Consider the following 25,073-nt stretch of genomic DNA (forward strand, 5'->3'; position numbering starts at 1 on the left):
ACCGGCGATGCAAGCGGAAATGGCAGGCGCGGCAGTGCCTGGATCCTCAAAGCTGGGCGCGGTCCTGCGGGTTACCAGCGGCAACTTCCTCGAACAGTTCGACTTCTTCCTGTTCGGTTTCTACGCCACCTACATTGCCCACACCTTCTTTCCGGCAAACAGCGAGTTCGCCTCGCTGATGCTGACCTTCGCCGTGTTTGGCGCAGGCTTCCTGATGCGCCCGCTCGGCGCCATCCTGCTGGGTGCCTACATCGACGAGGTGGGACGCCGCAAGGGCCTGATCGTGACGCTGTCGCTCATGGCCTGCGGGACCATCCTGATCGCGCTCGTGCCTGGCTATGCCAGCATCGGCGTGCTGGCGCCGGTGCTGGTGCTGATCGGGCGGCTGCTGCAGGGCTTCTCGGCGGGCGCGGAGCTAGGCGGCGTATCGGTCTACCTGGCCGAAATGGCCACGCCGGGCCATAAGGGCTTTTATACCGCCTGGCAGTCGGCCAGCCAGCAGATCGCCATCGTGGTGGCAGCCGGACTCGGCTTCGGGCTCAACCATTGGCTGACGGCCGATGCACTGGGGGCATGGGGCTGGCGCGTTCCGTTCTTTATCGGCTGCCTGATCGTGCCGTTCCTCTTCGTGTTGCGCCGCTCGCTGCAGGAGACCGAGGAGTTCCGTACCCGCCGGCACCATCCGAACACGCGCGAGGTATTCGACTCCATGCTGCGCAACTGGCGCACGGTGCTCGCCGGCATGCTGCTGGTGGCAATGACCACCACCACCTTCTATCTGATCACCGTCTATACGCCCACGTTCGGCAAGACAGTGCTCAAGCTCAGCACGGCCGACAGCCTTGTTGTCACGCTCTGCGTAGGCATTTCCAACTTTATCTGGCTGCCCATCGGCGGTGCCCTGTCCGACCGCATTGGCCGCCGCCCTATCCTGCTGGCCATTTCGGCCATCGCGCTGGTCACCGCCTATCCCGCGCTGTCGTGGCTGGCGGGCGCGCCGAGCTTTGAGCGCATGCTGGTCGTGCTGCTGTGGCTGTCCTTCCTCTTTGGCATGTACAACGGCGCCATGGTGGTGGCCCTGACCGAGGTGATGCCGGTGGAGGTGCGCGTGGCCGGCTTCTCGCTGGCTTACAGCCTTGCCACGGCGGTGTTTGGCGGTTTTACGCCGGCGGTCTCGACCTACCTGATCGAGATGACCGGCGACAAGGCCGCGCCGGGCTACTGGATGAGCTTTGCCGCGGCATGCGGGCTGCTGGCCACCCTCATCCTTTATCGCAAGGCGCGTCCCGTGGCATCGGCTTTTTGAGGCGCTCAATTAACTTATTGCCGCACCCAGAGCCGCCGACATCACAAAATTACCTGCATTGCCCTACAGATCTGCTTCACGTGTTCGTTAAACCCGGGTACCCAGGTGCGCCGCGCGCGGCCGCCTCCCGTGCGTTCGCGCACTACCCGAAGGAACAAATCCGATGAGCACGATCGATCCGGCGTCCTCCACCGGCGGCCAGTTTGCGGCCGCCACGGCCCTGGCCGGCGCAGCCAGCCTTGCCACCACCAGCCAGGCAGCGCCCGCCAGCCAGTCGGGCGGCGGCAAGTCATCCGATGGCATCCATGTCGATCTCTCATCGGCTGGCCGCACGCTGGCGGCAGGCAAGCCGGCCGGCTCCAGCGGCCGCAACAGCGATATCGACAACAGCAACCTGCCGGATACGGCCAAGGAGCTGCTCAAGCGAATCCGTGAATTGCGCGAAGAGCTGGCGCGCAAGCAGCAGGAACTGCAAGCCGTGGCCTCGGCCCAGAACCTCTCCGCCGACCAGAAGCAGGTTCGCCTGGCAGCGCTGAACCAGGCCATGGGTTCGATTTCCGGTGCGATATCCAGCGCCAGTGGCGCGCTGGTCAAGGCCATGGAAAAGGCCTCGCCCGAGCAGCAGATGAGCGCAGCGGCCCTGGCCATGGGCTGATTCCCTCACAGGTTGATTCGGCCATAGGGTGGCGCCATCGCGGGCCACCCCGCAAGCTGGTTTTCTCTTCGTCTCCCTCCGCAGCGCCCCTCCCCTCGCTTGCCCGCTCGCTTGCCTCCGCGCCAGTTTGTGCGCCGCAACAACCATTCCCGGCAAGCCCCTCTTCCAAAAAGCCAAATTGTCGAACCCGGCACAAGGCGCGACACTCTTTCACAGCGGCGGCAGGCCAGCCAGCCATGAATGAGACATCCAAGCGCACCCCAAGAGCCCAACGGCAGCCCTATGTCACCGACAAGCACTGACTTCACCCCTCTCGCCGCCCTCGTCGACGCCCAAGCCGCGCTGCGGCCGCGGCATCCGGCCGTGGTGCTGGACGAACGCAGCGTGGATTTCGCCAGCCTCAACCGGCTTGCCGACCGCGTTGCCGCCGCGCTGCAGCGGGACGGTGTGCCGGCACAAGGCGCCGTCGCCATCTGCGCGGCCACTTCGATCGAATACGTCGCCGCCTTCCTCGGCAGCCTGCGGGCGGGCGTGGCGGTGGCGCCGCTGTCGCCCTCGCTCAACCCGCAGACGCTGCGCGGCATGGTGCAGGACTCGGGGGCGCGCCGGCTGTTGATCGATGCCAGCACGCGCGAGGCCCTGCACGGGCTGGAGGCCGAGCTAGGCATTCCCTGCATCGCGCTGGACGACAGCCGCGCGGGCCTTGCCTTCAGCCAGTGGCTGGCCTCCGAAAATGCCCGTCCGGCTCCGGTCGACGTGCAGCCCGACTGGGCTTTCAACCTGATCTATTCATCCGGCACCACCGGCGTGCCCAAGGGCATCATCCAGCCGTTCGGCATGCGCTCGTCGCACGTGCAGCGCGCCACCCAGGGCGGCTATGGCCCGGACACCGTGGCGCTGCTATCCACGCCGCTGTACTCCAACACCACACTGGTCAGCCTGTTCCCCACCTTGTCGCTGGGTGGCACCGTGGTGCTGATGCGCAAGTTCGATGCCGGCCAGTACCTGGCGCTTGCCGCACGGCACCGCGTCACCCATACCATGCTGGTGCCGGTGCAATACCAGCGCATCCTGGCCCACCCCGACTTTGCCGGCACCGATCTGTCATCGTTCCGCTATAAGTTCTGCACCAGCGCGCCCTTTGCCGCCGCGCTCAAGGCGCAGGTGCTGGCACGCTGGCCCGGCTCGCTGATCGAGTACTACGGCATGACCGAGGGCGGCGGGCGCTGCGAGCTGCGCGCGCATGAGCACCCGGACAAGCTGCATACGGTGGGGCGCCCCTCGCCGGACACCGATATGCGGCTGCTGGACGATCAAGGGTGCGAGCTCCCCGCCGATGCGCCGCGCGACACCCCAGGCGAGATCGTCGGGCATTCCCCCGCGATGATGTCCGGCTACCACAATCACCCCGGGAAGACCGCCGAGGCCGAGTGGTTCGACGCCACCGGCAAGCGCTTTATCCGCACCGGCGACGTTGGCTACTTCGACGCCGACGGCTTCCTCATCCTGATGGACCGCAAGAAGGACATGGTCATCTCGGGCGGCTTCAACATTTACCCGAGCGACATCGAAGCGGTGCTGCTCGGGCATCCCGACATCGCGGACGCGGCGGTGGTCGGCGTGCCCTCGGAGCGCTGGGGCGAAACGCCCGTCGCCTTCGTGGTGCTGCGGCCCGGCGCCACCGCCCAAGCCGCTGCGCTGCTGGACTGGGTGAATGGCCGGCTAGAGAAGATGCAGCGCCTGGCCGCGCTGGAGCTGTCGCAGGAACTGCCGCGCAACGCCATCGGCAAGGTGCTCAAGCGCGACCTGCGCGAGCAGTACGGGCGCGCACCTTGACGCTCGCGCCAACAAGCAAGAACGCAAGACTTGGGTTATAGCCATAGTCTTTAATCCATAGTCCATAGTCCATAGTCCATAGTCATCACCGCACACCAACGTATCCGGGACAACAACCAGGGAGACCCATGAGCATCAATGGCAAGGCTTATATCGTCGGGGCCTACGAGCACCCGACCCGCAAGGCACCGGACAAATCCGTCGCGCAACTGCACGCCGAGTCCGCCAAGGGCGCGCTGGAAGACGCCGGCCTCACCCTGCAGGACGTGGACGGCTATTTCTGCGCGGGTGACGCGCCTGGCCTTGGCGCGCTCAATATGGTCGATTACCTCGGCCTGAAGGTGCGCCACGTCGACTCCACCGATACCGGCGGCTCGGCGTATATCGTCCACGTCTCGCACGCCGCGCAGGCTATCGCCGCCGGCAAGTGCAATGTGGCGCTGATCACGCTGGCAGGCCGCCCGCGCTCGGAAGGCTCGAGCGGCACGCAGGCGCGCAACTGGGGCGCGAACCTGCCCGACCAGCCGTTCGAGGCGCCGTTCAGCCCGGTGACCGTGAACCTGTACGCGATGGTGGCAATGCGCCATATGTTCCAGTACGGCACCACCGCCGAACAGCTTGCCTGGATCAAGGTGGCGGCCTCGCACCATGCGCAGCACAATCCCCACGCCATGCTGCGCGATGTGGTGACGGTGGAGGACGTATTGAATTCGCCGATGATCTCGGATCCGCTGCGCAAGCTCGACTGCTGCGTGGTGTCCGACGGCGGCGGCGCGCTGATCGTCGCCCGCCCGGAGATCGCGGCCAAGCTCAAGCGCCCCATGGTGAAAATCCGCGGCGCCGGCGAAGCCGTCAAAGGCCAGCTCGGCGGCATGGTCGACCTGAGCTGGTCGGGCGCCGCCATCTCCGGCCCGATCGCGTTTGAAGAGGCCGGCATCCGCCCGTCCGACATCAAGTACGCCTCGATCTACGACAGCTTCACCATCACCGTGCTGATGCAGCTGGAAGACCTGGGCTTTTGCAAGAAGGGCGAAGGCGGCAAGTTCGTGGCCGACGGCAACCTGATCTCCGGCGTGGGCAAGCTGCCCTTCAACACCGACGGCGGTGGCCTGTGCAACAACCACCCGGCCAACCGCGGCGGCATCACCAAGGTGATCGAAGCGGTGCGCCAGCTGCGCGGCGAAGCCCATCCCGCCGTGCAGGTCAAGAACTGCGACCTGGCCCTGGCCCAGGGCACCGGCGGCTACCTCGGCTCGCGCCACGGCAGCGCCACCGTCATCCTGGAACGGGAGTAATAAGATGAGCACACCTTACACCGCGACTCCCCTCAAAGCCCCGCAGGTTGCCCCGGACAACACCGAGTTCTGGGAAGCCGCCCGCGCAGGCCGCCTGCTGGTCAAGCACTGCAAATCCTGCGGCAAGCCCCACTGGTACCCGCGCACGCTGTGCCCGTTCTGCATGGGCGAGACCGAATGGAAGCAGGCCTCGGGACGGGGCACCATCTACTCGTTCAGCGTCACCCGCCGTGCCGGCCCCACGCCTTTCTGCATTGCCTACGTGACGTTGGAAGAAGGCGTGACCATGATGACCAACATCGTGGATTGCGACCTGGATACCGTGCGCATCGGGCAGGAAGTGAAGCTGACGTTCACACCGACGGACGACGGGCCGCCGGTACCGACGTTCACGCCGGTTAGCGCTGGCTGAAGCAAACAGGAACGCGAAGGGCATCGCAATGGCAAGCGCCCGCCCTCTCCCCCGGCCCCTCTCCCACAAGTGGGAAAGGGGAGCAGACCTGCGGCATCGGCAAACTAGCGATTCGTTGTAGCCGTGATTCCCGCCCGTCAGGCGGAAATCACCCAAGCGCGATGCGAAGCGAGCCGTCAAGGTTCACTTAGGCCGTATGGCGCGCCTTTTTTGCCTACTTTTTTGGCAAGACAAAAAAGTAGGTCGCCGCCCCGCAGGGGTGGTGAAACTGCAGTTGCCCTTGACGTTAAGCAGYTGAAGTTGAAGTTAACGTTGAAATTGCAGCACCCCCCTCACCCCACCAAATTCCTCAATCCCTCGCCAACACGCCAACGCCGCAGATTATCCAGAAAAATCCCAGCCACCCGCCCTGCATTCCCATCCGAAAATCCCGCACTATGCGGCGTAGCAATGACATTAGGCAACGTCCACAGCGGCGAATCCGCCGGCAGCGGCTCGTGCGCGAACACATCCAGATAAGCACCCGCAAGGCGCCCGGCCCGCAACGCCTCGATCAGCGCCAGCTCATCCACCACCTCGCCCCGCGACACATTCACCAATCTGGCACCCGCCGGCAGCAAAGCCAACGCATCGGCGTCCACCAGCCCACGCGTTTGCGCCGTCAGCGGACAAGCCAGCAATAGCCAATCCGTGCGCGGCAGCACGCCACGCACCGCATCGAATACCACGGTTTCATAGCCGGGCCCAGCCGGCACGGCGCTCTGGCGCACCACGATCACGTGCAGTCCCAGCACCTGCAATAACTTGCCCAGCCATTGCCCGATCGGGCCCCAACCGACGATGGTGGCAGTCTGCCCCGCCAGATCGCGCGGCAGCCCGGAGCCAATCAGCGGCGCCCAGCGGCGCTCATGCTGGGCCGCCAGCATCTGCGGAAAATGCCGCGCTAGCGCCAGCACACCCGCCAACGCGGTCTGTGCCACCACGCCCGCGTTGGCACCGGAGGAAGTCGTCACCGCCACGCCGCGCGCACGCAACTCGCCAAACACGGCGCGGTCCGCGCCAGCCGAATGCGTATGCGCCCAGCGCAGCCCGGGGCTTGCCAGCATGGCATCGTAAAAGCGCCGGGTGGCGGGCAGGATTTCGTGCTTGGTGGACAGCCCGGTGACATCGCGCGAGACAAAGGCGATATCGGCGTCCAGCCCGGGGGCATCGTTTTGCCCCTGCCCCGACGGCACCACCACTGGCACGAAAGCCCCGCCAAGCGCCTCGCCAATCGGCGTGCCGTAATGCTGCAAGGCTTGTTCCGACAGCAGGATGCGCAAAGGCTGCGCGACTGCCGGCTGGTTCGTATTCACGCGCACGTTCATTCCAGGGAAGCACCCGAGTCACGCACCACGACTTTCCATTTGGCGTATTCCTTTTGCGTGAACTTGCCGAACTGCTCCGGCGAGCCACCCACGGGATCCGCCCCTTCCCGCACCATCTGCGCCTGCAGCGACGGCAGCGCTTCGTCGACGGCCTGATTGACCTTGTTGATCACCGCCTGCGGCGTGCCCTTGGGCGCGAACACGCCGAACCAGGAACCGGCCTCGAAGCCGGGGAAGCCCTTTTCGGCTACCGTGGGCACGTCCGGCAGCGATGGCGAACGGCGCGCGCTGCTGACCGCCAGCGCGCGCAGCTTGCCGGCCTTGATATGCGCGATGACCGACGGGATCGTGGCAAACATGAACTGCACCCGGCCGGACAACAGATCGTTGAGCGCGTCCGCGCCCTTGTAGGGGATATGCGTGGCCTCGGTGCCGATGCGCTGCGTCAACATGAAGCTGGAGAGCTGCGACGAGGTGCCCACGCCGGTTGAGCTGTAGTTCAGCTTGCCCGGATTGGCCTTGGCGTAGACGACGAATTCTTCGAGCGTCTTGGCCGGCAGCGAGGGATGCGCCACCAGCACGTTGGGCACATCGGCAATCTGCACCACCGGCACCAGGTCAGTCAGCGGATCGTAGTTCAGGCGCTTGTACAGCGTCTGGTTGATCGAGATCGGGCCGACCGAGTTGACCAGCAGCGTATAGCCATCGGCCGGCGAGCGGACCACAGCCTCGGTGCCGATATTGCCACCGGCGCCGGGACGGTTGTCTACCACGAAGGATTGCCTGAACTTCTGCGCCAGCACCTGGCTGACGCTGCGCGCCAGGATATCGGTGGTGCCGCCAGCGGTGAAGGCCACCACCACGCGCACCGGCTTGGCCGGGTAGTCATCGCCAGGGGCGGCGATGGCGCCCGTGCCTGCGATAGCGCAGGCGAACGAGATGGCGGCCGAGATGGCGGCCGATTTGGCGCGGGCCAGTGCGGGGCTTTTGTGCATGTTGTCTCTCTCCGTTCGTTTTTTCGTTATCGCTTTTGCAGCCACTTTGCAGCCACTTTTGCAGCCGCTATCGCCGCCGGAAGGCCGCCCCGCCTCAGTCGCGGAAGCTCGGATCCAGCCGGTCCAGCTTGCGCAGCAGCGCCGGCCACTCCATGACGCCGTAGGGGCGGCGCGTGCCGGGCTGGTAGTTGTTCCAGGTTTCCTGCAGCACGTCGGCGCCCACCTCGCGCAACGGTGTGTTGCAGGACATCGCACCGATCTGCGCGCGGCAGGCCAGCTCCAGCCGGTGCATCCAGTTGAAGGCTTCCCCAACCGTATTGCCCACCGTGAGTGCGCCGTGGTTGCGCAGGATCAGGGCCTCGCCTTTGCCGAGGTCGTCAAGCAGCGAGGCCTGCTCGGCGGTGTCGAGCACCACACCCTGGTAGTCGTGATAGCCGATCTTGAGAAAGCGCATGGCGGTCTGTGTGAGCGGCAAGAGCCCGCAGTCCAGCGACGATACGGCCATGGAGGCCCAGCTATGAGTGTGGATCACGCAGGCCACTTCCGGGCGCGCTTCGTGCACGGCGCTGTGGATCACGTAGCCGGCCTTGTTGATGCCGTAGTTGAGCGCGCCGAAATCCGGCTTGGCGAGGATGTTGCCGGCGTGGTCCACCTTGATCAGGCTGGAGGCGGTGATCTCCTCGTACATCATGCCGTAGGCGTTGATCAGGAAGGCGCCGTCCTCGCCTGGCACGCGCACCGAGATATGGTTGGCCATCATGTCGGCCATGCCGTACAGCTCCACCAGCCGGTAGCAGGCGGCCAGATCCACGCGCGCCTGCCATTCGGCATCGGTGCACTGGTCCCGCATCGAGGAAATGGCGAGGATGCCGGGCTTTGTCATGAGGTTCTCCTTGGTCTCTTGAATGCTTGATGTTCAGTCCGAGCCAAGCGCCAGGTTGCTGGGCCGGCGTTTTTCGATATTCCACTTGAGCAGCGCCGCGCTGCGGTAGATGCCGTGCGCGAACTTGCCGTAAGGCAGCGTCAGGAACAACGCCATCACCACGCCAAGGTGCACCGCCAGCAGCAGCGCCATGGCCGCGGTGTCGCGCCAGGCCAGCAGCGCCAGCCCCGTCAGGCTGGTGAAAAACAGCAGCGCGATAAAGCCGCGGTCCATCGGCTTCTGGGCCGCATCGCCGGTGCGCGGATCGCGCTTCAGGTTGAGCCAGAGCAGACCCGCCGGGCCGATCAGCAAGCCGATGCCGCCTGCCGTGCCCAGCAGCACCGGCAGGCTGGTGGGCGCATACGGTGCGTGCAGGCCCAGCAGGTAGTGGTAAAGCGTGGCGACCGCCGTGGCGGCAAAGCACAGCATGAAGCCATAGAACGTGAAATGGTGGAAGCGCCGGCGCCACAGGGTGAACGCGTCGTCCGCGTTGTTGCAACCCTGGCCGTGGCCGCCGTCCAGGTAGCGCAGCCGCAATGCATCGTGCGCCGCGCCGCCGACGGCCGGGCCGCGAGCCTCGCCTTGCAGCTCGCCGGGCGATACCTTGCGCCAGAAGCGCGTCACGCCCACGCCCAGCGCCAGCACCGCGCAGCCGAATACCAGGCCGAACATCGCCGCCAGCAGGTTGTGCGGGAAGATGGCGTAGAAGTTGCCGGCCAGCGGTGCGTGCAGCAGGCTGCCGCGCATGGCAAGCACCATCACCAGGAACAACGCCAGCCCGGCTGCCAGCGCCAGCGCGGTGGCCAGGCCGGCGCGGCGGTACAGCCCGCCGAGAGCGGCGGGCCAGGCATAGTCGGCGTAGGTCTGGACCCGCACCTTGGCCATGGCCTGCGGCACGTTGACCGCGAACTCGTGCGGCGGCGCGTACTGGCAGGCGTGGTAGCAAGCGCCGCAGTTGTGGCACAGGTTGGACAGGTAGTGGATATCGGCCTTGCCGAACTCCAGCCGGCGCGTCATGGCGGGAAACACCGCGCAAAAGCCTTCGCAATAACGGCAGGCATTGCAGATCTGCATGACGCGGCCTACTTCTGCCTCGTCCCCGGTGAGCGGCAGCGCGCCCTGGGCCAGCGCCGCCGCTTCGCGCGTCAGCGCTTCAAGATGTTGCATGCTGCTCTTCCTGGAATGCGTTGTGACTGGGCCGCCCGAGCGCGGCGGCTGCGGCCTGGGTGCCGGCGATGCGGCCGAAGGCGGTGCCGATGGCCATGCCGACACCTGCCGTATAGCCCTTGCCGAGCACGTTGCCGGCCATCATCTCACCGGCCACAAACAGGTTGGCGCTGGGCTTGCCGCCGAAGTGCACGGCGGCGTGCTCGTTCACCTTGAGGCCGAGGTAGGTAAAGGTGATGCCGGGGCGCAGGGCGTAGCCAAAGAACGGCGCGGTATCGATCGGCCGGGCCCAGTGGGTCTTGGCCGGGGCAATGCCCTCGGTGTGGCAGTCGTCCAGCACGGTGTGGTCGAAGGTGCCGACCCGGCACGCCGCGTTGTAAGCCTCGATGGTGCGCATGAAGGGGGCCTCGTCCAGCCCGAGCTGGCGCGCCAGTTCCGGCAGCGTGTTGGCGCGCACGCCCGGGAATACCGGCGGCATGAAGCGGCCTACGGCCTTGGCGTCGATGATCGAATAACCGATCTGCCCGGGCTGCTGCGCGACCAGGCGCCCCCAGATGGCGTAGCGCTTGGGCCAGAAGTCCTCGCCCTCGTCGTAGAAGCGCTCGGCGTTGCGGTTGAGCATCACGCCCAGCGAGACGCAGTCCACCCGGGTGCAGATGCCGCCGTCGTACAGCGGCGCGCGCGCGTCGATGGCCACGCAGTGCGATTGGGAAGGGTCGCCAATGGCATCCGCCCCGGCTTCGATCATGAACTTGAGCAGCACGCCCATGTTGAAGCGGGTGCCGCGGATCAGGAAGTTGTCGGCCGGCCAGTCACCGTCGGCGTTCTGGCCCCAGGCCTCGCGCAGCCATTCGCGGTTGGACTCGAAGCCGCCGGCGGCCAGCACGCAGCTGCGCGCCTCGATGCGCTCGCTGCCGATGCGGGCGGCCATGAAGCGGTCGCCGTCCAGCTCGATGGCGTCCACCGGGGCGTTGTAGCGCACCTGCACGCCAAGGGCTTCGGCGCTGCGGAAGTACGCGTTGACCAGTGCCTTGCCGCCGCCCATGAAGAAGGCATTGGTGCGCGCCACATGCAGCGCGCCTGACAGCGGCGGCTGGAAGTGCACGCCATGGCTGCGCATCCAGTCGCGGCAGGTGGAGGAGGCGCGGATGGCCAGGCGGGCCAGGCGTTCGTCGGTCAGGCCGCCGGTGACCTTGAGCAGGTCTTGCCAGTATTCCTCTTCGGGATAGGCCTCGATCAGCACGTCTTGTGGCACGTCGTGCATGCAGCGCAGGTTGCGGGTGTGCTGGGAGTTGCCGCCGCGCCACTCGCGCGGGGCGGCTTCCAGCAGCAGCACGCTGGCGCCGGCTTCACGCGCCATCAGGGCCGCGCACAGGGCGGCATTGCCGCCGCCGATAACCAGGACGTCGATCATGGGCGCGCGCCTCCGGCAAGGCTCGGCAAAGCCGGCAGGGACAGCTCCCGGATTTGAGTAATGGACAGCACGATGAGGGTTCCGGTGGGGATGCCCGCACTGTAGCGGCCCGCCGGCGTCCTGCTAAGCCCCCGGATCGCATGGGGGCATCACGAATCGTGATACCCCCGGGGGCGCCCGTGCATCATCCCTGCGGCCCAAGCAGCCGTGCACCTCGCCAAGCGCCGGAGCGCACCAGTTCGCGGGCGCAATCAGCCAGCACCACGCGCAAGGCCAGCGCGGCGGGCGACAGTTCGTCATCGGAGAGGCTGCACAGCACGTTCTGGCGCCGCACCTTGGGGTCCGCGATCTCGGCCAGGTGGAAACGCGCCTGCGCATCGGCATAGCGCCCCACCGCGGCCCAAGGCTGCAGGGTGGCGCCAAACCCGAGGTCGACGGCGTCCATCAGCATGGCCAGGGAATCCACCTCCTGCACCACCTGCGGCACGATCTTCACGCGGGCGAAGGCGGCATCGAGCGTGCTGCGCAGCCCATGCAGGCCGGTCGGCATGATCAGCGGCACGTCCCGCAACTGCGCCATGCGCAGCCGCTGCGGCGCCTCGGCCTCGGCCTCGGCCGGCAGCGCACGGCGCGAGCGGATCAGGAACAGCGTTTCCTCGAGCAGCGGCGTCACGCTCCAGCGGCGCGCCACAACGGTGTCGAACAGCACGGCCAGGTCGAGCTGGCGGGCGTTGAGCATGGCGCTGAGGTGGCCGGACAGGCTCTCCACCATATGCAGGCGCACATCGGGATAGCGCTCGCGCATGGCGCGCATCAGCGGCACGCCGATGACCGAAGCGGTGGTAGGCGCCAGCCCCACGCTGACCGTACCGGACAGCCGTGCATGGTGGGCGGCGCGCTTGGCCTGCTCGGCATGGCGCAAGGCAAGCTGGGCCTCGCGGAAGAAGGCCAGCCCGGCCTCGGTGGGCGTCACGCCGCGCGTGGTCCGGCGCAGCAGCCGGGTGGACAGCTCGCTCTCCAGCCGGCTGATCTGCTGGCTCATGGCGGATTGCACCATATCGAGGTCGAGCGCCGCGCGGCTCATGCTGCCGAGTTCCACCACGCGGACGAAATACTGAAGCTGGCGCAGTTCCATCGGGTTCCCCGGCCTGGATTCGTGTCTGGATTCGTGTCTGCGACGCTTATACCAGATGGCGAGCCAGCGGTGGCCGCCGGGTCAGGCCTCGTCGAAGCCGCTGTAACTACGCGCGCACCCGCATCCCCGGCATGACGTACCGGGCACTGGCTCGCCAGGATGCCGCCAGCCGGGTGCTGGTGGCGCATCGCACCGGGGCGCTGTCACCCATCATGCGTCGGTTCCTGGCATTTTTTAAGGTTGGCGGCTAAGGCAAGGACGGCGCGGAAAATGCGTCCCGCCGGGCAATAGCGGCGTATTCACCACGCCGCGGGGCGCCGCCATGCACTCGCGCGGGGAAATGTCTGCACATTGCTGTTTCGGCCCTACAGTTCCCCTCCAGCCTTCCGTTAGCCGGGGCATGCTGGCCGACAACAAAATTGTCGGAGGCCTTTCTTAACCACCGCCCCTACCCAACGCGCATGCTTCTCTCGCTCCGTACACGCATTACGGCGACCTGTGTCGCCATCGTTGTCACCGCCTTGTCGGCCTCCACCGGCATCACCTACGTAGTCACGAAGCACAGCGACGAACGCGCGCTGCGGCAAAACCTCGCCACCATCACCCAAGGCAACGCGCAAGCCATCACCGAGTGGCTGACCGCGCGGGCCGCCATGGTGCAAGCCGTATCGCCGGAGAGCCTTTCCACCGATCCCATGTCCGCGGTCACACAGCTGGAAAAATCCGGCGGCTTTGTCGTGGCCTATGCGGGCTACCCGGACAAGCATGCGGTGTTTTCCCGCGACCTCGGCATCCCCGCCGACTACGATCCCACGGGCCGCCCGTGGTACCAGGCCGCCGTCAGCGCCGGCAAGCTGGTCATCACGCAGCCGTATGAAGATGTCGCGACCAAGAAGCTCGTGGTGACGCTGGCCCTGCCTGTGCTGGCCAATGGCCAGTTGAAGGCCGTGGTGGCCGCCGATGTGAACCTGGACGCCGTGACCTCCACCGTCAACGGCATCCACCCCACCCCCGCCAGCTTTGCCTTCCTGGCCGACAAGAGCGGGCGCATCGTGGCGCATCCGGATGCCAAGCTCAACCTCAAGCCAGCCACTGACCTGTCCGCCGACCTGAGCGCGAACGTCCTGGCCAAGCTGTCGGATCCCGAGCAGCCCCTCGCGGTCAAGATCGCCGGCGCCACCAAGCTGCTGCATGCGGAGCCGGTCAAGAACTCCGACTGGGAACTGGTGGTTGCCATGGATGAGGACGAAGCCCTGGCCGGCCTGCGCCATGTGCTGCAGGCCATGTTCATGACCCTGGTGACGGTGGCCTTCCTCGCTGCGGGAGCCGGCTCGGTCATGACGGCCTCTGCGTTCCGGCGGCTGTCCCAGGTGCGCGAGGCCATGGATGAAATCGGCTCCGGAAACGGCGACCTGACCAAGCGCCTGCCGGCCGACGGCAACGATGAGGTCACGCAGATCGCCCGCGCGTTCAACCAGTTTGCCGACAAGCTCGCCACCGTGCTGATCGATATCCGGGACAGCAGCGAATCGGTTCGCACAGCAACCGCCGAAATCTCGCAGGGCAATATCGACCTGTCCTCGCGTACCGAGCAAGCCGCGGCCAGCCTCGAGCAGACAGCGGCTGCCATGGACGAGCTCACCGGCACCGTGCAGAACTCGGCCGAGGCCGCCGTGCGCGCCGGCGAGCTGGCGGCGGCGGCCTCGCAGGTCGCCAACCGGGGGGGCGATGCCGTCTCTCGCGTGGTGACCACCATGCAGGAAATCTCGACCGCCTCCGCCAAGATCCACGACATCATCGGTGTCATCGACGGCATCGCCTTCCAGACCAACATCCTGGCGCTCAACGCTGCCGTGGAAGCCGCCCGCGCCGGCGAACAGGGACGCGGATTCGCCGTGGTGGCTGGCGAAGTGCGCACGCTGGCCCAGCGCAGCGCCCAGGCCGCCAAGGAGATCAAGGGACTGATCAGCAAATCGGTGGCCAAGGTGGACTCGGGCGCGGAACTGGTGCGGGACGCCGGCGAGACCATGAACAGCATCGTGGCCAGCGTGAAGCAGGTCGAGCAGGTGCTGCGCGAAATCTCGAATGCCGGCAGCGAGCAAAGCGTGGGCATCACGCAGGTCAACCAGGCCGTGAGCCAGCTCGACGGGGCAACGCAGCAGAACGCGGCGCTGGTCGAGCAAGCCTCGGCGGCCGCCGGTTTCCTGCATGAGCAAGCCAACAAGCTGGCCGATGCGGTGGGCCAGTTCCGCCTGGCCAGGGCGCATGGCGGCGCAATGGGGTCCGGGGCTTGAACCGCTGACAAAGCCGGATCTGCGTTGCCGCGCTCCCCTCTCCCAACCCCCTGAGGGGAGAGGGAGAGACAGCCGTCGTCATGGCGCGCGGCTTTGGCCTGCTCAGCGGCTTTGGCGCGTGTTTGAGGAAATATCCTGAGTACTGGCATCGTCGATGTGGCATAAAATCCACACGACATCACGATCAGCGCCCCGCAAGGCAAGGAGAACTCCCCGCATGACTGTATTCCAAGGGACTGGCGCCCTTTTCACCCTCATCGCCATTTTCGGCGTCATCAACCACCGCTTCATCAAGCTGCCCGACACCCTGGGCATCACCGCCGTCGGGCTGGTGACCTGCCTGAGCGTGTCCATCCTCGGCTTCAACCATCCTGAAATGGTCGCGCAGGCCCGCAAGCTCGTGGCCCAGATCGATTTCTCCGACGTGGTCTTCCACGGCCTGCTCAGCCTGCTGCTGTTCGCCGGCGCCCTGCACGTCGACCTCTCGCGCATGCGCCGGCAGCGCCGGGCCGTGGTCATGCTGGCCACGGTTGGCGTGGTGATCTCGACCGCCGCGGTCGGGTTCGGCTTCTTCTATGTCGCACAGTGGCTGGGCCACCCGGTCAGCCTGCTGTGGTGCCTGGTGTTCGGCGCGCTGATTTCCCCTACTGACCCGATCGCCGTGCTCAGCGTGCTCAAGAACGCGGGCGCATCGGAGAGCCTGGAAACCAAGATTGCGGGCGAATCGCTGTTCAACGACGGCACCGCGGTGGTGGCATTCCTGACCCTGGTGGGGCTAGCGACCGGCGCCACCGAATTCTCTGCTTCGCACGTGGCGCTCGCGCTGGTGCGCGAAGTGCTGGGCGCCGTGGTGCTGGGCGTTGTGGTGGGCTATGTGGCGTCGATGCTGCTGCGCGGGATCGACAGTTATCCGGTCGAGATCCTGATCACGCTGGCGCTCGCCACCGGCGGCTACAGCCTGGCCGAGACGGTGCACGTGTCCGCGCCGCTGTCGGTGGTCATCATGGGCCTGGTGATCGGCAACCATAGCACCAGCAAGTCAATGTCGGAGAAAACCCGCGAGCACTTGTTCAATTTCTGGGGCCTGCTGGACGAGTTGCTCAACCTGGTGCTGTTTGGCCTGATCGGGCTGGAGATCATCGCGCTGTCGCTGCAGCTGCATATCGTCTGGCTGGGGCTGGCGGCGATTCCCGTGGTGCTGATTGCCCGCGGCATCAGCGTGGCCATCCCGCTGCTGGCGCTGCAGAATTTCCGCCGGCTCAATCCGCACTCGGCCACCATCATGACCTGGGGCGGGCTGCGCGGCGGCATCTCGATCGCGCTGGCGCTATCGCTGCCGGAGTTCGCCGGCCGCGAGATGCTGATCGGCGTGACTTACCTGGTGGTGGTGTTCAGCCTGCTGATCCAGGCCACCACGCTGGGCAAGCTGGTCAAGCACCTGAATGGCCTGAGCCCGAAGCCATAGCGGAGACGGCATCGGCAAGCGGGCGGCGGGACTCACCCGCCGCCCGTGCCTGGCTTACAGCCGGCTCTGGTAAATCTTGTCGAACTCGCCGCCATCGGCAAAATGCCGGGTCTGCGCCTGCGCCCAGCTGCCAAACACATCGCTGACGGAGAACAGCTGGATCGGCCGGAACAGCGCCGCGTGGGCCTTGAGCATCGCCGCAGAGCGCGGCCGGTAGAACTGGCGGGCGATCACGTCCTGGCCCGCATCGGACCACAGGTATTGCAGGTAAGCCGTGGCCACCTTGCGCGTGCCGCGCTTGTCCACCACCTTATCGACCACAGCCACCGGCGCTTCGGCGATGATCGACTGGCTTGGGTACACCACCTCGAAGCTGTCTCCCAGCTCCTTGCGGATCTGGTGCACCTCGCTCTCGAAGGTGGCCAGCACATCGCCAAGCTGGCGCTGCGTGAAGCTGGTGGTCGCGCCCCGGCCGCCGGTATCGAGCACCGGCACATTGCGGAACAGCCGGCCCACCGCATCGCGCGCCTGGGCCTCGCTGCCGCCCTTGCGGATGGCCGCGCCCCATGCCGCCAGATACGTGTAGCGCCCGTTGCCCGAGGTCTTGGGATTCGGCACGATCACCTGCACGCCAGCGCGGCCCAGGTCCTCCCAGTCCAGGATGCGCTTGGGATTGCCCTTGCGCACCAGGAACACGATGGTGGAGTAGTACGGCGCCGCGTTGTCCGGCAGGCGCTTCTTCCAGTCCTGCGCCACCACGCCCCGCTGCACCAGGATGTCGATGTCGGTCTCCTGGTTCATGGTCACCACGTCGGCCTCCAGGCCATCCGCTACCGATCGCGCCTGCTTGCTCGATCCGCCGTGCGACTGATTGATGACCAGCGTCTCGCCACTCGCTTGCTTCCAGTTAGCGATAAAACCGGGGTTGATCTCACGGTACAGCTCGCGGGTGACGTCGTAGCCGGCGTTGAGGATGGCGGTGTCGGCCAGCGCGGGAAACGTGGCGCCGAGCAGCAGGCCGGTGGCGAGAATGCGGAGTAGGGATCGGGGTCGGGACATGAATGGCCGCTGGTAGGATCGATCGGATTAATGTCTTGCCGAAAAGACAGGCATGACGCTCGTGATCCTCATTGTCCACAGCAGGGGCATCACAGCGGAACGAAAGATTCCGCATGTCGATAGACGCGAACAAGACAACAGGCGGGGCACGATCACCCCGCCGTCCGCCCTCTCTCACCTCTCACCTCTCACCTCTCACCTCTCACGCTACCTTGGGGAAGTCGATCACCGTATCGTTGACGCGGTTGATCATGTTGGTGAACAGGATCGCGCTGATGGCCTGGATGCTCTCGACGATCTGGCGATCGGTGTAGCCGGCTTCGCGCACATTGGCGACGACGTTGGCGGGCACCGTGCCGGAAGTCGTGGCCACGGCCAGTGCAAAGCGGACCAGCGCGTCGATCTTGCTGTCTTGCGGGTACTCGCCGGCGCGCAGCGCACGCGTTTGCTCGGCGGTATAGCCGGCCATCTTGCCGGTCATGGTGTGCGCGGCCACGCAATAGTCACAACCCGAAGCTTCGCTGACGGCAAGGTTGATCGCTTCGAGCTCACGGGCGCTGAGCGTCGCATTCTTGAGCAGCGCGCCGGTTTGCAGCGCGTGGGCCAGCACCTCGGGGGCATTGCTGCCGATCACCGCGTACGCGTTGGGCACCTTGCCCACGGCGCCCTTGATGGCGGCGAACAGTTGGGCGGCCTGGCCGGTGGCTTCGGCGGGGTTGATGGTGTGAAGACGGGACATGACGGCACTCCTTTCCGGTTGGTTGATGGACCCGCGCTGTGTTTGTTGCGCTGCTTCCATGGACTGAAGTCTAGGCGCGCCAGCCGCGACTTACCGCATATAATCGTCGCATTATCTTGCTCCATCATCTCAATACCGCGTATCCGTCTTGATCTCACCGTTCCCGCCATGGATAGCCTGACCGAACTTGTGCGCATGCTTTCGCCCGCCGGCACCGTCGACCTGCACTGCCACTTCGCCGGCAACTGGCGGGTGGACAACGCGGCGGCGCCCGCCGGCCACCTGCCGTATCACATCATCCTGAACGGGCGGGCGCGCGCGCTGGTGGCGCAAGAGGCCATCTCGCTCGATACGGGCGACGTGCTGCTGTTCCCCCACGGCAGCGCGCACACGCTGCGCAGCCTGCCGGAGGGGACCGAAGGGGCCGCCGGCGCGCCGGCCCAGACGACGCGCTTCAATGGCTTGCTGACCGAGGTGACGATGCCCGGCGACACGCATCCGCTGGACATGCTGTGCGGCACGTTCGTGCTGGGCTTGCCGGGCACGATGCTGTTACGCAACCTGCCACCGGTGCTGCGCGTGGCCACCGCGCAGCGCGCCGATTGCGCCTGGCTGCATGCGCTGATCGACATGATGTGCAGCGAGGCGCAGGCGCCCGAGCCAGGTGGCGCGGCGGTCATCGGACAGCTCTCCACCGCGCTGCTGACCCTGCTCTTGCGCGCGCTGATCGCGCAGGGCGGTGTCACGCATAGCCTGCTGGCGCTGATGGCCGACGCGCGGCTGTCCAAGGCGATCGATGCGGTGCTGCGCGCGCCGGCCGAGCCGTGGTCGGTGGCGTCACTGGCGGCGGTGTGCAATGTGTCGCGCGCCACGTTCGCGCGGCGCTTCACCCTGCTCAGCGGCGAGACGCCGCTGCAGTTCGTGACCACCTTGCGCATGGAAATGGCCGCCCGCCTGCTGACGCTGGACCGCGGCTCCGCAGCCAGCATCGGCGAGCATTGCGGCTATGCCTCGGAGGCCGCGTTCGGGCGCGCCTTCAAGGCGTACTTTGGCGTCGGGCCGGGTATGTTCCGGCGTGCGGCGCGGGAGCGCCGCGCGGCCGCCGCGCAGGCGGCCTCGGCGCGCTAGGCTGCGGCGCGCTGCGCTTCGTAGACCTGCAGGTGGCTATAGGCAATGCGCACCAGCGGCACCGCATGCCCCAGCCGCGCGGCACGCTGCGCCATGTCGCCGACGATGTCGTACGCCTCCAGGCGGGGCGCGCCCTGCGCGATATCGCGCATCATGGAGGCGGCCCAGGCCGAGTCCTCGTCCAGCAGGCGCGCGGCCATGGCCTGAGCCACCGGCTCGGGCAAGGCGTGCCCGGACAAACGCGCCACCGCCGCGCACTCGCCCATGGCCTGCTGCATCAGCGCGCGGCCGTCCACTGTCCTGACGATCTCGCCGACGGCACCACGCATCAGGCAGGTCATCAGCGCGCCGGCCGAGATCATCACCCACTTGTTCCACAGCGCCTGGTCGATGTCCGGTGACAACTCGCGCGTGCCGGGCGTGCTGGCGGCAAGCGCATGGAAGGCGCTGGCCAGGCCCTGTGCCGACTCGGCACGCGCACCCACGATGAGCCTGTCGACCGCGCCTTGATGCACCACCGCGCCAGAGGCGTCCAGCGTGGTGGCAATGTACGAGACGCCGCCAAGCACCCTGTCGCGGCCGTAGCGCGCGTCCAGCGTCTCATACGCGCGCAGCCCGTTGACCAGCGGCAGGATCGCCGCGCGCTTGCCCCCGCGGGCAGACAGTGCCGGGCCCAGCGCGGCCATCGCGCTGTCCAGGTCATAGGTCTTGCATGCCAGCAGGACCAGGTCGTAATCCGCCTTGGCGTGCTCGGCCAGCACCGTCTTCACGGCGGCGCGGATATCGCCAAGCTCGCTGCGCACGGTCAGGCCGTCTCTCGCCAGCGCTTGGGCACGCCGTGGCCGCACCAGGAACGTGACATCCGCCCCCGCCTGCATCAGGCGAGCGCCGTAGTAGCCACCCATGGCGCCAGCGCCCAGGACCAGAATCTTCATGACGTTCCCCGCATCGATGTCCGACTTGCCTAACAGTGGTTAACAGCGCAAAGACAGTGCAAAGACAGTGCAAAGACAGTGCAAAGCGCCTACGGCAGGTCGCTGGCGAGCACCGCGTCGCCCGCTTCCCCGGCTTGCTCCACGCCCCCCAGGAAACCAGCGGCGGATGCCAGGCGCCGGCGCATGCCGTCCGCGGCGGCCGGGCCCGCCACCAGGGCATGCCGCTTGAAGCTCAGCCGCTCGCCCGTGCCGGCATCCACCAGCACGGGATCGACCACCTTGCCGGTTTCCTTGTCGCGCAATTCCACGCTGGGGCCTTCCGGCGCGAAGTGCTTGTTGCCCCAGGCAAGCATGGCCAGCAGCACGGGCAGGAAATCACGCCCGCATTGCGTCAGCACATACTCATAGCGCGGCGGCTTCTCCGAGTACTGCTGGCGCTCCAGCAGTCCCTCCTCCACCAGCGCGGTGAGGCGGCGCGTGAGCATATTGGGCGCGATGTCCAGGTTCTTCTGGAAGTCGTCGAAGCGCCGCGCGCCATAGAACGCTTCGCGCATCAGCAGCATGCTCCACCACTCGCCAACCCGCTCCAGCCCGCGGGCGATGGGGCATTGCATGTTCCTGAAGGTTTTTCTTTGCATGGTTGAGGGCTCCGCTCCGGCATCTTGATACTTTCAACATGATAGCTGGATTGAAACGCCGCAATGCCGCCCCCACCGGTGGCGCTTAATCCAGGGCTTCGAGCGCCAGCGCAATGCCCTGCCCGCCCCCGATGCACAGCGTCACGATGCCGCGGCGCAGCCCATGCGCGCGCATCGCGTACAGCAGGCGCGTGGTGAGCACCGCCCCGGTTGCGCCGATGGGATGGCCATGCGCGATCGCGCCGCCCTCCACGTTGATGATGTCGAGCGGCAATCCGAGTTCGCCCGCCACTGCCAGGGGCACGGCCGCGAAGGCCTCATTGATCTCGATCCACTCGACATCGCCCAGCGCCCATTGCGCGCGCTGCAGCGCCTGGCGCACGGCCGGAACGGGCCCAAGGCCAAACAAGCCCGGCTCGACGGCGCCTACGCCATAGGCCGCCAGCCGGGCCATCGGTGCCAGCCCAAGACGCTCGGCCAGCGATCGTTCGGCGACCAGCATGGCGGCCGCGCCGCTATTGAGCCCCGGTGCATTGCCCGCGGTGATGGTGCCGTCCTTGCGAAACGCCGGACGCAGCTTGCTGAGAATCTCGAATGTGGTGTCCGGCCGCATCGCTTCATCCACGTCGAACGTGGACGTGCCGCCCTTTGCCTTCACGGGCACACCGATAATCTGCTCCACAAAGCGGCCTTGCTCCTGCGCGCGGGCAAAGCGGCTCTGCGAGCGTTCGGCCCAGCGGTCCTGTTCGTCGCGGCTGATCTTGTTACGCGCCACCAGGTCCTCGGTATGCCAGCCGGAGTGCTCACCCGAGAATGCGTCCACCAGACCATCGCGCAGCATGCTGTCCTGCAGTGCCGCGTCGCCCATGCGGCTGCCCCAGCGGGCGGCCGGCATCAGGTAGGGCGCCTGGTCCATATTCTCCATGCCACCGGCGATCGCCACGTCGACATGGCCAAGCCAGATTTCATCGGCGGCGCTGGCAATGGCCTGCGCGCCGGACCCGCACACGCGGTTGACCGTCATCGCCGGCAGCGACACCGGCAGGCCGGCGCCGATGGCCGCCTGCCGGGCGGGATTCATCCTGTTGCCCGCCTGGATCACATTGCCGAACACCACGCTGCCGATCCGCTCCGGATCGACGCCGGAGCGGCGCACCGTCTCGCGGATGACCGCCGCGCCCAGCTCGGTCGCCGGCGTCGCCTTGAGCGAACCGTTATAAGCGCCAATGGCGGTGCGAACGGGGTGGCACAACACGACTTCCCTGGTTTTCATCACAGGCTCCTTGGGTTGGTGGATGAAGCTGGCCGCGCAGCGGCCGGCCATTGCGCTTGCGTATCGCCGGCGCCCGCACCCTGCGGCGCCTTGCAGTAGCGGTTGTCGGCGCGGGCGCATCCCACGCCGGAGTCGCGCGGGCGCTCCGTGCTGGCGTGGATGGTTTGGGCAGCCATGGCGGCAAACAGCGTGGCACAGGCCAGCGCGCTAGTTAAACGGGTGTTCATGATCGATCTCCCTGCGGTGGAAGGCCTCAATGCGCATCGGCCAACGGCGCTGCTGGCGGCCCCGCCTTGCGCAGTAGCGGCACCATGGCGGTGGCGATGACAAAGCACACCATGATGACCAGGAAGGCATCGCCAAACGTCTGCGTCTGCGCCTCGCGCCAGGTCAGTGCCCACAGTTGCCTGAGCGCGGCGGACTGCGCGTCGGCGACGTCGTGGCCCAGCGCGGCCATATTGCTGCCCACCGCCTGCAGCAGCGCGCCCATGGCCTCGTTGCTGTAGTTCAGGTGCTCCGCCAGGCGCTGGAAATGCAGGTTGGTGCGGTCGTTCAGGATGGTCGCGCAGCTGGCGATGCCGATCGCGCCGCCCAGGTTGCGCATCAGGTTGAACAGCCCGGACGCCAGCTTGAGCCGCTCCGGCGCTAGCGACCCCAGCGTGAGCGTGACCGCCGGCGCCACCGAGAACTGCTGCGCCATGCCGCGGAACGCCTGCGGCAGCAACAGTTCCTGCGCGCCCCAGTCATGCGTGATGGGCGAGAACTGCCACATCGAGAAGGCAAAGCAGCCCAGCCCGAACATCATCAGCCAGCGCAGGTCCACACGATTGGCGAAGAACGCATAGACGGGGATCGACATGACCTGGAACACACCGGTGGAGAACACCGCCAGCCCGATCTGCAGCGCGCTGAAGCCACGCACGTGGCCCAGGAACAGCGGCGTGAGATAGATGGTGGCGAAGATGCCCACGCCGGTGACGAACGAGAAGAAGCAGCCGAGCGCGAAGTTGAGGTCCTTGAGCGCGCGCAGGTCCACAACCGGATGGGCGTAGGTCAGGCTGCGCCAGACAAAGCCGACGCCCGCCATGCCCGAGATCCAGGCGGTGGTGCGAATCACGTCGTCGCCAAACCAGTCCCAGCGCGGGCCTTCTTCCAGCGTGTACTGCAGGCAGCCGAGGAACAGCGCCATCAGCGTCATGCCGAGATAGTCGGCGCCGCGCACCAGCGACCAGTTGGGCTGGTCCACGCGCACCAGCAGCGGCACCGCCACGGTGATGAAGATGCCCGGCACCAGGTTGATGAAGAACAGCCAGTGCCAGGAGTAGTTGTCGGTGATCCAGCCGCCCACGGTGGGCCCGAGCGTGGGCGCCAGCGAGGCCAGGGCGCCGATGGTGGCCGCGGCAATCACGCGCTGCTTGCCGCCGAAGAAGGCGAAGGCGGTGGTAAACACCAGCGGAATCATCGAGCCGCCCAGGAAGCCCTGCATGGCGCGAAAGGCGATCATGCTCTGGATGTTCCAGGCGAGGCCACACAGCAGGCTGGTTAGCGTAAAGCCCGCGGCCGAAACGGCAAACAGCCAGCGCGTGGACATCACGCGCGAGAGCCAGCCCGACAGCGGAATCACGATGATCTCGGCGATCAGGTAGCTGGTCTGCACCCACACGGTTTCATCGGTGCCCGCCGACAGCCCGCCGCCGATGTCGCGCAGCGAGGCCGAGACGATCTGGATATCCAGCAAGGCGATGAACATGCCCACGCACATGGTGGCGAAGGCCAGCACCTTGGCGGCCGTGCTCATGGAGGCCGCGGAAGACGCCGGCGCAGACGGCTGAGCGGGCTCGACTGGCTGCGTGGCCTGCGCGGGCCCGGCCAGGACGCTGCTGCTCATGGCTGCACCTGCGCGTCGGCGCGGGAATCGACTTGCGCCAGTACCGACAAGCCGGGCCGCAGCATGGCCAGCGCGGCCTCGTTGTCATCCAGCATGATGCGCACCGGCACGCGCTGGACGATCTTGGTGAAGTTGCCGGTGGCGTTCTCCGGCGGCAGCACGCTGAACTGTGCCCCCGTGGCCGGCGCCAGGCTGAGCACGCGGCCGTGGAACACGCGGCCGGGCAACACATCGGCCTCCACCGTGGCGCGCATGCCTGGCCGCAGATGCGCAAGCTGCCCTTCCTTGAAATTCGCATCGACCCACAGGCCGCGCGCCGGCACCACCGACAGCAGCTGCGCGCCGCCCGCGGCGTAGGCGCCCACGCGGGCGCGGCGGTTGCCGATGGTGCCGTCGATGGGCGCGCGCAGCTCCGTGTAGCCCAGGTTCAATTTGGCGATGTCGCGCTCGGCAACGGCTTGCGCGAGCGCCGCCTGCGCTTGCAGCTTCTGCGTGTTGATCACGTCCACCTGGCGCTGCGCGGCTAGCAGGCTGGCCTGCGCCTTCTGCGTGTTGGCGAGAGCTTGCTTGTAGTCCGAGTCGGCCTTTTGCGAGCTCTGGACCGATACGGCCGATTTGGCCGCCAGGCTCTGGTAACGAGCCTGGTCGTCGCGCGAGCGCAGGGTGTCGGCATTCACCGCGGTGACCGCCGCCCGGGCCTGGCCGATCACGGCTTCCTGCAAGGAGCGGGTGGCGTCCAGATTGGCCAGCAGCGCCTGCTGGGCGGCCACCGCCCCTTCCGCCTTGGCCAGCGCGGCGCGGTAGTCGCGGTCATCGATGCGGGCCAGCAAGTCGCCGGCATGCACCTGCTGGTTGTCGGTCACCAGCACTTGCGCCAGGTAGCCCGGCACCTTCGGCGCAATCACTGTGACTTCGCCGCCGACATAAGCATCGTCGGTGCTTTGCAGGAAGCGGCCGTGCGTCCACCAGTGCTGACCATAGGCGGCGGCGCCAAGGCCGGCGGCGATGAGCGCGCCGGTCATGATCAGCCGCTTGCGGCTGATGCGGGGCTTGCTGGTAACGGGGATGGGCGCCGGGCCTGCACGCTCGGCGGTGATATCGCTTGTCATGACGCTTCCTCTGGTTTTCGCTCTAACTTTTGCTTCAACGC

General features: G+C 66.9%; 22 protein-coding genes. 8 read left to right on the forward strand and 14 right to left on the reverse strand.

Features of this window, described 5'->3' with window-relative positions; translation table 11 throughout:
- Positions 1-7 precede the first annotated feature (7 nt).
- The 5 genes from AB4061_RS24650 (at position 8) to AB4061_RS24670 (ending at position 5,504) form a co-directional block, all read left to right on the forward strand.
- Positions 8-1,306, forward strand: coding sequence for an MFS transporter (locus AB4061_RS24650; protein ID WP_441638397.1), 1,299 nt, complete (start codon positions 8-10; stop codon positions 1,304-1,306).
- A gap of 163 nt (positions 1,307-1,469) precedes the next feature.
- Positions 1,470-1,961, forward strand: coding sequence for a hypothetical protein (locus AB4061_RS24655; RefSeq protein WP_441638399.1), 492 nt, complete (start codon positions 1,470-1,472; stop codon positions 1,959-1,961).
- Between the two features lie 282 nt (positions 1,962-2,243).
- Positions 2,244-3,797, forward strand: coding sequence for a class I adenylate-forming enzyme family protein (locus AB4061_RS24660; RefSeq protein ID WP_441638401.1), 1,554 nt, complete (start codon positions 2,244-2,246; stop codon positions 3,795-3,797).
- Positions 3,798-3,925: 128 nt separating this feature from the next.
- Positions 3,926-5,092, forward strand: coding sequence for a thiolase domain-containing protein (locus AB4061_RS24665; RefSeq protein ID WP_150988223.1), 1,167 nt, complete (start codon positions 3,926-3,928; stop codon positions 5,090-5,092).
- 4 nt (positions 5,093-5,096) lie between these two features.
- Complete coding sequence (locus AB4061_RS24670) at positions 5,097-5,504, forward strand: Zn-ribbon domain-containing OB-fold protein (protein WP_150988226.1); 408 nt, start codon at positions 5,097-5,099, stop codon at positions 5,502-5,504.
- A 332-nt stretch (positions 5,505-5,836) separates the two neighbouring features.
- Here the strand turns inward: AB4061_RS24670 and AB4061_RS24675 are convergent, their stop codons facing one another.
- The 6 genes from AB4061_RS24675 to AB4061_RS24700 all read right to left on the reverse strand — a co-directional run bounded on the left by AB4061_RS24675 (position 5,837) and on the right by AB4061_RS24700 (position 12,504).
- Positions 5,837-6,871 carry a D-2-hydroxyacid dehydrogenase gene (locus AB4061_RS24675; protein WP_441638404.1) on the reverse strand — a complete coding sequence of 345 codons (1,035 nt, stop codon included), beginning with the start codon at positions 6,869-6,871 and terminating at the stop codon, positions 5,837-5,839.
- The gene (locus tag AB4061_RS24680) at positions 6,868-7,866 is read right to left on the reverse strand and encodes a Bug family tripartite tricarboxylate transporter substrate binding protein (RefSeq protein WP_441638406.1); all 999 of its coding nucleotides are present in this window, start codon (positions 7,864-7,866) and stop codon (positions 6,868-6,870) included. The genes AB4061_RS24675 and AB4061_RS24680 overlap by 4 nt, the downstream gene beginning before the upstream one ends.
- Positions 7,867-7,960: 94 nt before the next feature.
- Complete coding sequence (locus AB4061_RS24685) at positions 7,961-8,749, reverse strand: class II aldolase/adducin family protein (protein ID WP_441638408.1); 789 nt, start codon at positions 8,747-8,749, stop codon at positions 7,961-7,963.
- A gap of 33 nt (positions 8,750-8,782) precedes the next feature.
- Positions 8,783-9,955: a tricarballylate utilization 4Fe-4S protein TcuB gene (tcuB, locus tag AB4061_RS24690; protein WP_441638410.1), complete on the reverse strand. Its 1,173-nt coding sequence runs from the start codon at positions 9,953-9,955 to the stop codon at positions 8,783-8,785.
- Positions 9,942-11,369, reverse strand: coding sequence for an FAD-dependent tricarballylate dehydrogenase TcuA (gene tcuA / locus AB4061_RS24695; RefSeq protein WP_441638412.1), 1,428 nt, complete (start codon positions 11,367-11,369; stop codon positions 9,942-9,944). Before tcuA ends, tcuB begins: the two co-directional genes overlap by 14 nt.
- A gap of 184 nt (positions 11,370-11,553) precedes the next feature.
- Positions 11,554-12,504: a LysR family transcriptional regulator gene (locus tag AB4061_RS24700; protein WP_441638414.1), complete on the reverse strand. Its 951-nt coding sequence runs from the start codon at positions 12,502-12,504 to the stop codon at positions 11,554-11,556.
- Between the two features lie 461 nt (positions 12,505-12,965).
- Here AB4061_RS24700 and AB4061_RS24705 point away from each other — a divergent pair, with 461 nt between their 5' ends.
- Positions 12,966-14,798 carry a methyl-accepting chemotaxis protein gene (locus AB4061_RS24705; RefSeq protein ID WP_441638416.1) on the forward strand — a complete coding sequence of 611 codons (1,833 nt, stop codon included), beginning with the start codon at positions 12,966-12,968 and terminating at the stop codon, positions 14,796-14,798.
- Between the two features lie 217 nt (positions 14,799-15,015).
- Entirely contained in the window at positions 15,016-16,263 is a 1,248-nt protein-coding gene (locus tag AB4061_RS24710) for a cation:proton antiporter (protein ID WP_441638418.1), read from the forward strand.
- Between the two features lie 54 nt (positions 16,264-16,317).
- Here AB4061_RS24710 and AB4061_RS24715 read toward each other — a convergent pair whose 3' ends face one another.
- Positions 16,318-17,322 (reverse strand): sulfate ABC transporter substrate-binding protein, encoded by a 1,005-nt coding sequence (locus AB4061_RS24715; protein WP_441638420.1) that lies wholly within the window; start codon positions 17,320-17,322, stop codon positions 16,318-16,320.
- 202 nt (positions 17,323-17,524) lie between these two features.
- Entirely contained in the window at positions 17,525-18,061 is a 537-nt protein-coding gene (locus tag AB4061_RS24720) for a carboxymuconolactone decarboxylase family protein (RefSeq protein ID WP_441638422.1), read from the reverse strand.
- Positions 18,062-18,229: 168 nt separating this feature from the next.
- On the opposite strand from AB4061_RS24720, the gene AB4061_RS24725 reads away from it, so the two are divergent.
- Positions 18,230-19,189: a cupin domain-containing protein gene (locus AB4061_RS24725; protein ID WP_441638424.1), complete on the forward strand. Its 960-nt coding sequence runs from the start codon at positions 18,230-18,232 to the stop codon at positions 19,187-19,189.
- Here the strand turns inward: AB4061_RS24725 and AB4061_RS24730 are convergent.
- The 6 genes from AB4061_RS24730 to AB4061_RS24755 all read right to left on the reverse strand — a co-directional run bounded on the left by AB4061_RS24730 (position 19,186) and on the right by AB4061_RS24755 (position 25,032).
- Positions 19,186-20,124, reverse strand: coding sequence for a 2-dehydropantoate 2-reductase (locus AB4061_RS24730; protein ID WP_441638426.1), 939 nt, complete (start codon positions 20,122-20,124; stop codon positions 19,186-19,188). The two genes, AB4061_RS24725 and AB4061_RS24730, sit on opposite strands and share 4 nt — an antisense overlap.
- Before the next feature lie 89 nt (positions 20,125-20,213).
- Positions 20,214-20,762 carry a winged helix-turn-helix transcriptional regulator gene (locus AB4061_RS24735; RefSeq protein WP_441638428.1) on the reverse strand — a complete coding sequence of 183 codons (549 nt, stop codon included), beginning with the start codon at positions 20,760-20,762 and terminating at the stop codon, positions 20,214-20,216.
- An 85-nt stretch (positions 20,763-20,847) separates the two neighbouring features.
- Positions 20,848-22,035 (reverse strand): thiolase family protein, encoded by a 1,188-nt coding sequence (locus AB4061_RS24740; RefSeq protein ID WP_441638430.1) that lies wholly within the window; start codon positions 22,033-22,035, stop codon positions 20,848-20,850.
- On the reverse strand, positions 22,035-22,262 hold the full coding sequence (locus AB4061_RS24745) for a hypothetical protein (RefSeq protein WP_441638432.1): 228 nt from the start codon (positions 22,260-22,262) through the stop codon (positions 22,035-22,037). The genes AB4061_RS24740 and AB4061_RS24745 overlap by 1 nt, the downstream gene beginning before the upstream one ends.
- Before the next feature lie 26 nt (positions 22,263-22,288).
- Positions 22,289-23,923, reverse strand: coding sequence for a DHA2 family efflux MFS transporter permease subunit (locus AB4061_RS24750; RefSeq protein ID WP_441638434.1), 1,635 nt, complete (start codon positions 23,921-23,923; stop codon positions 22,289-22,291).
- On the reverse strand, positions 23,920-25,032 hold the full coding sequence (locus tag AB4061_RS24755) for an HlyD family secretion protein (RefSeq protein WP_441638436.1): 1,113 nt from the start codon (positions 25,030-25,032) through the stop codon (positions 23,920-23,922). The genes AB4061_RS24750 and AB4061_RS24755 overlap by 4 nt, the downstream gene beginning before the upstream one ends.
- Positions 25,033-25,073: the final 41 nt, after the last annotated feature.

Origin of the sequence: Cupriavidus sp. YAF13, from assembly GCF_052113425.1 — a bacterium.
Taxonomy (GTDB): domain Bacteria; phylum Pseudomonadota; class Gammaproteobacteria; order Burkholderiales; family Burkholderiaceae; genus Cupriavidus.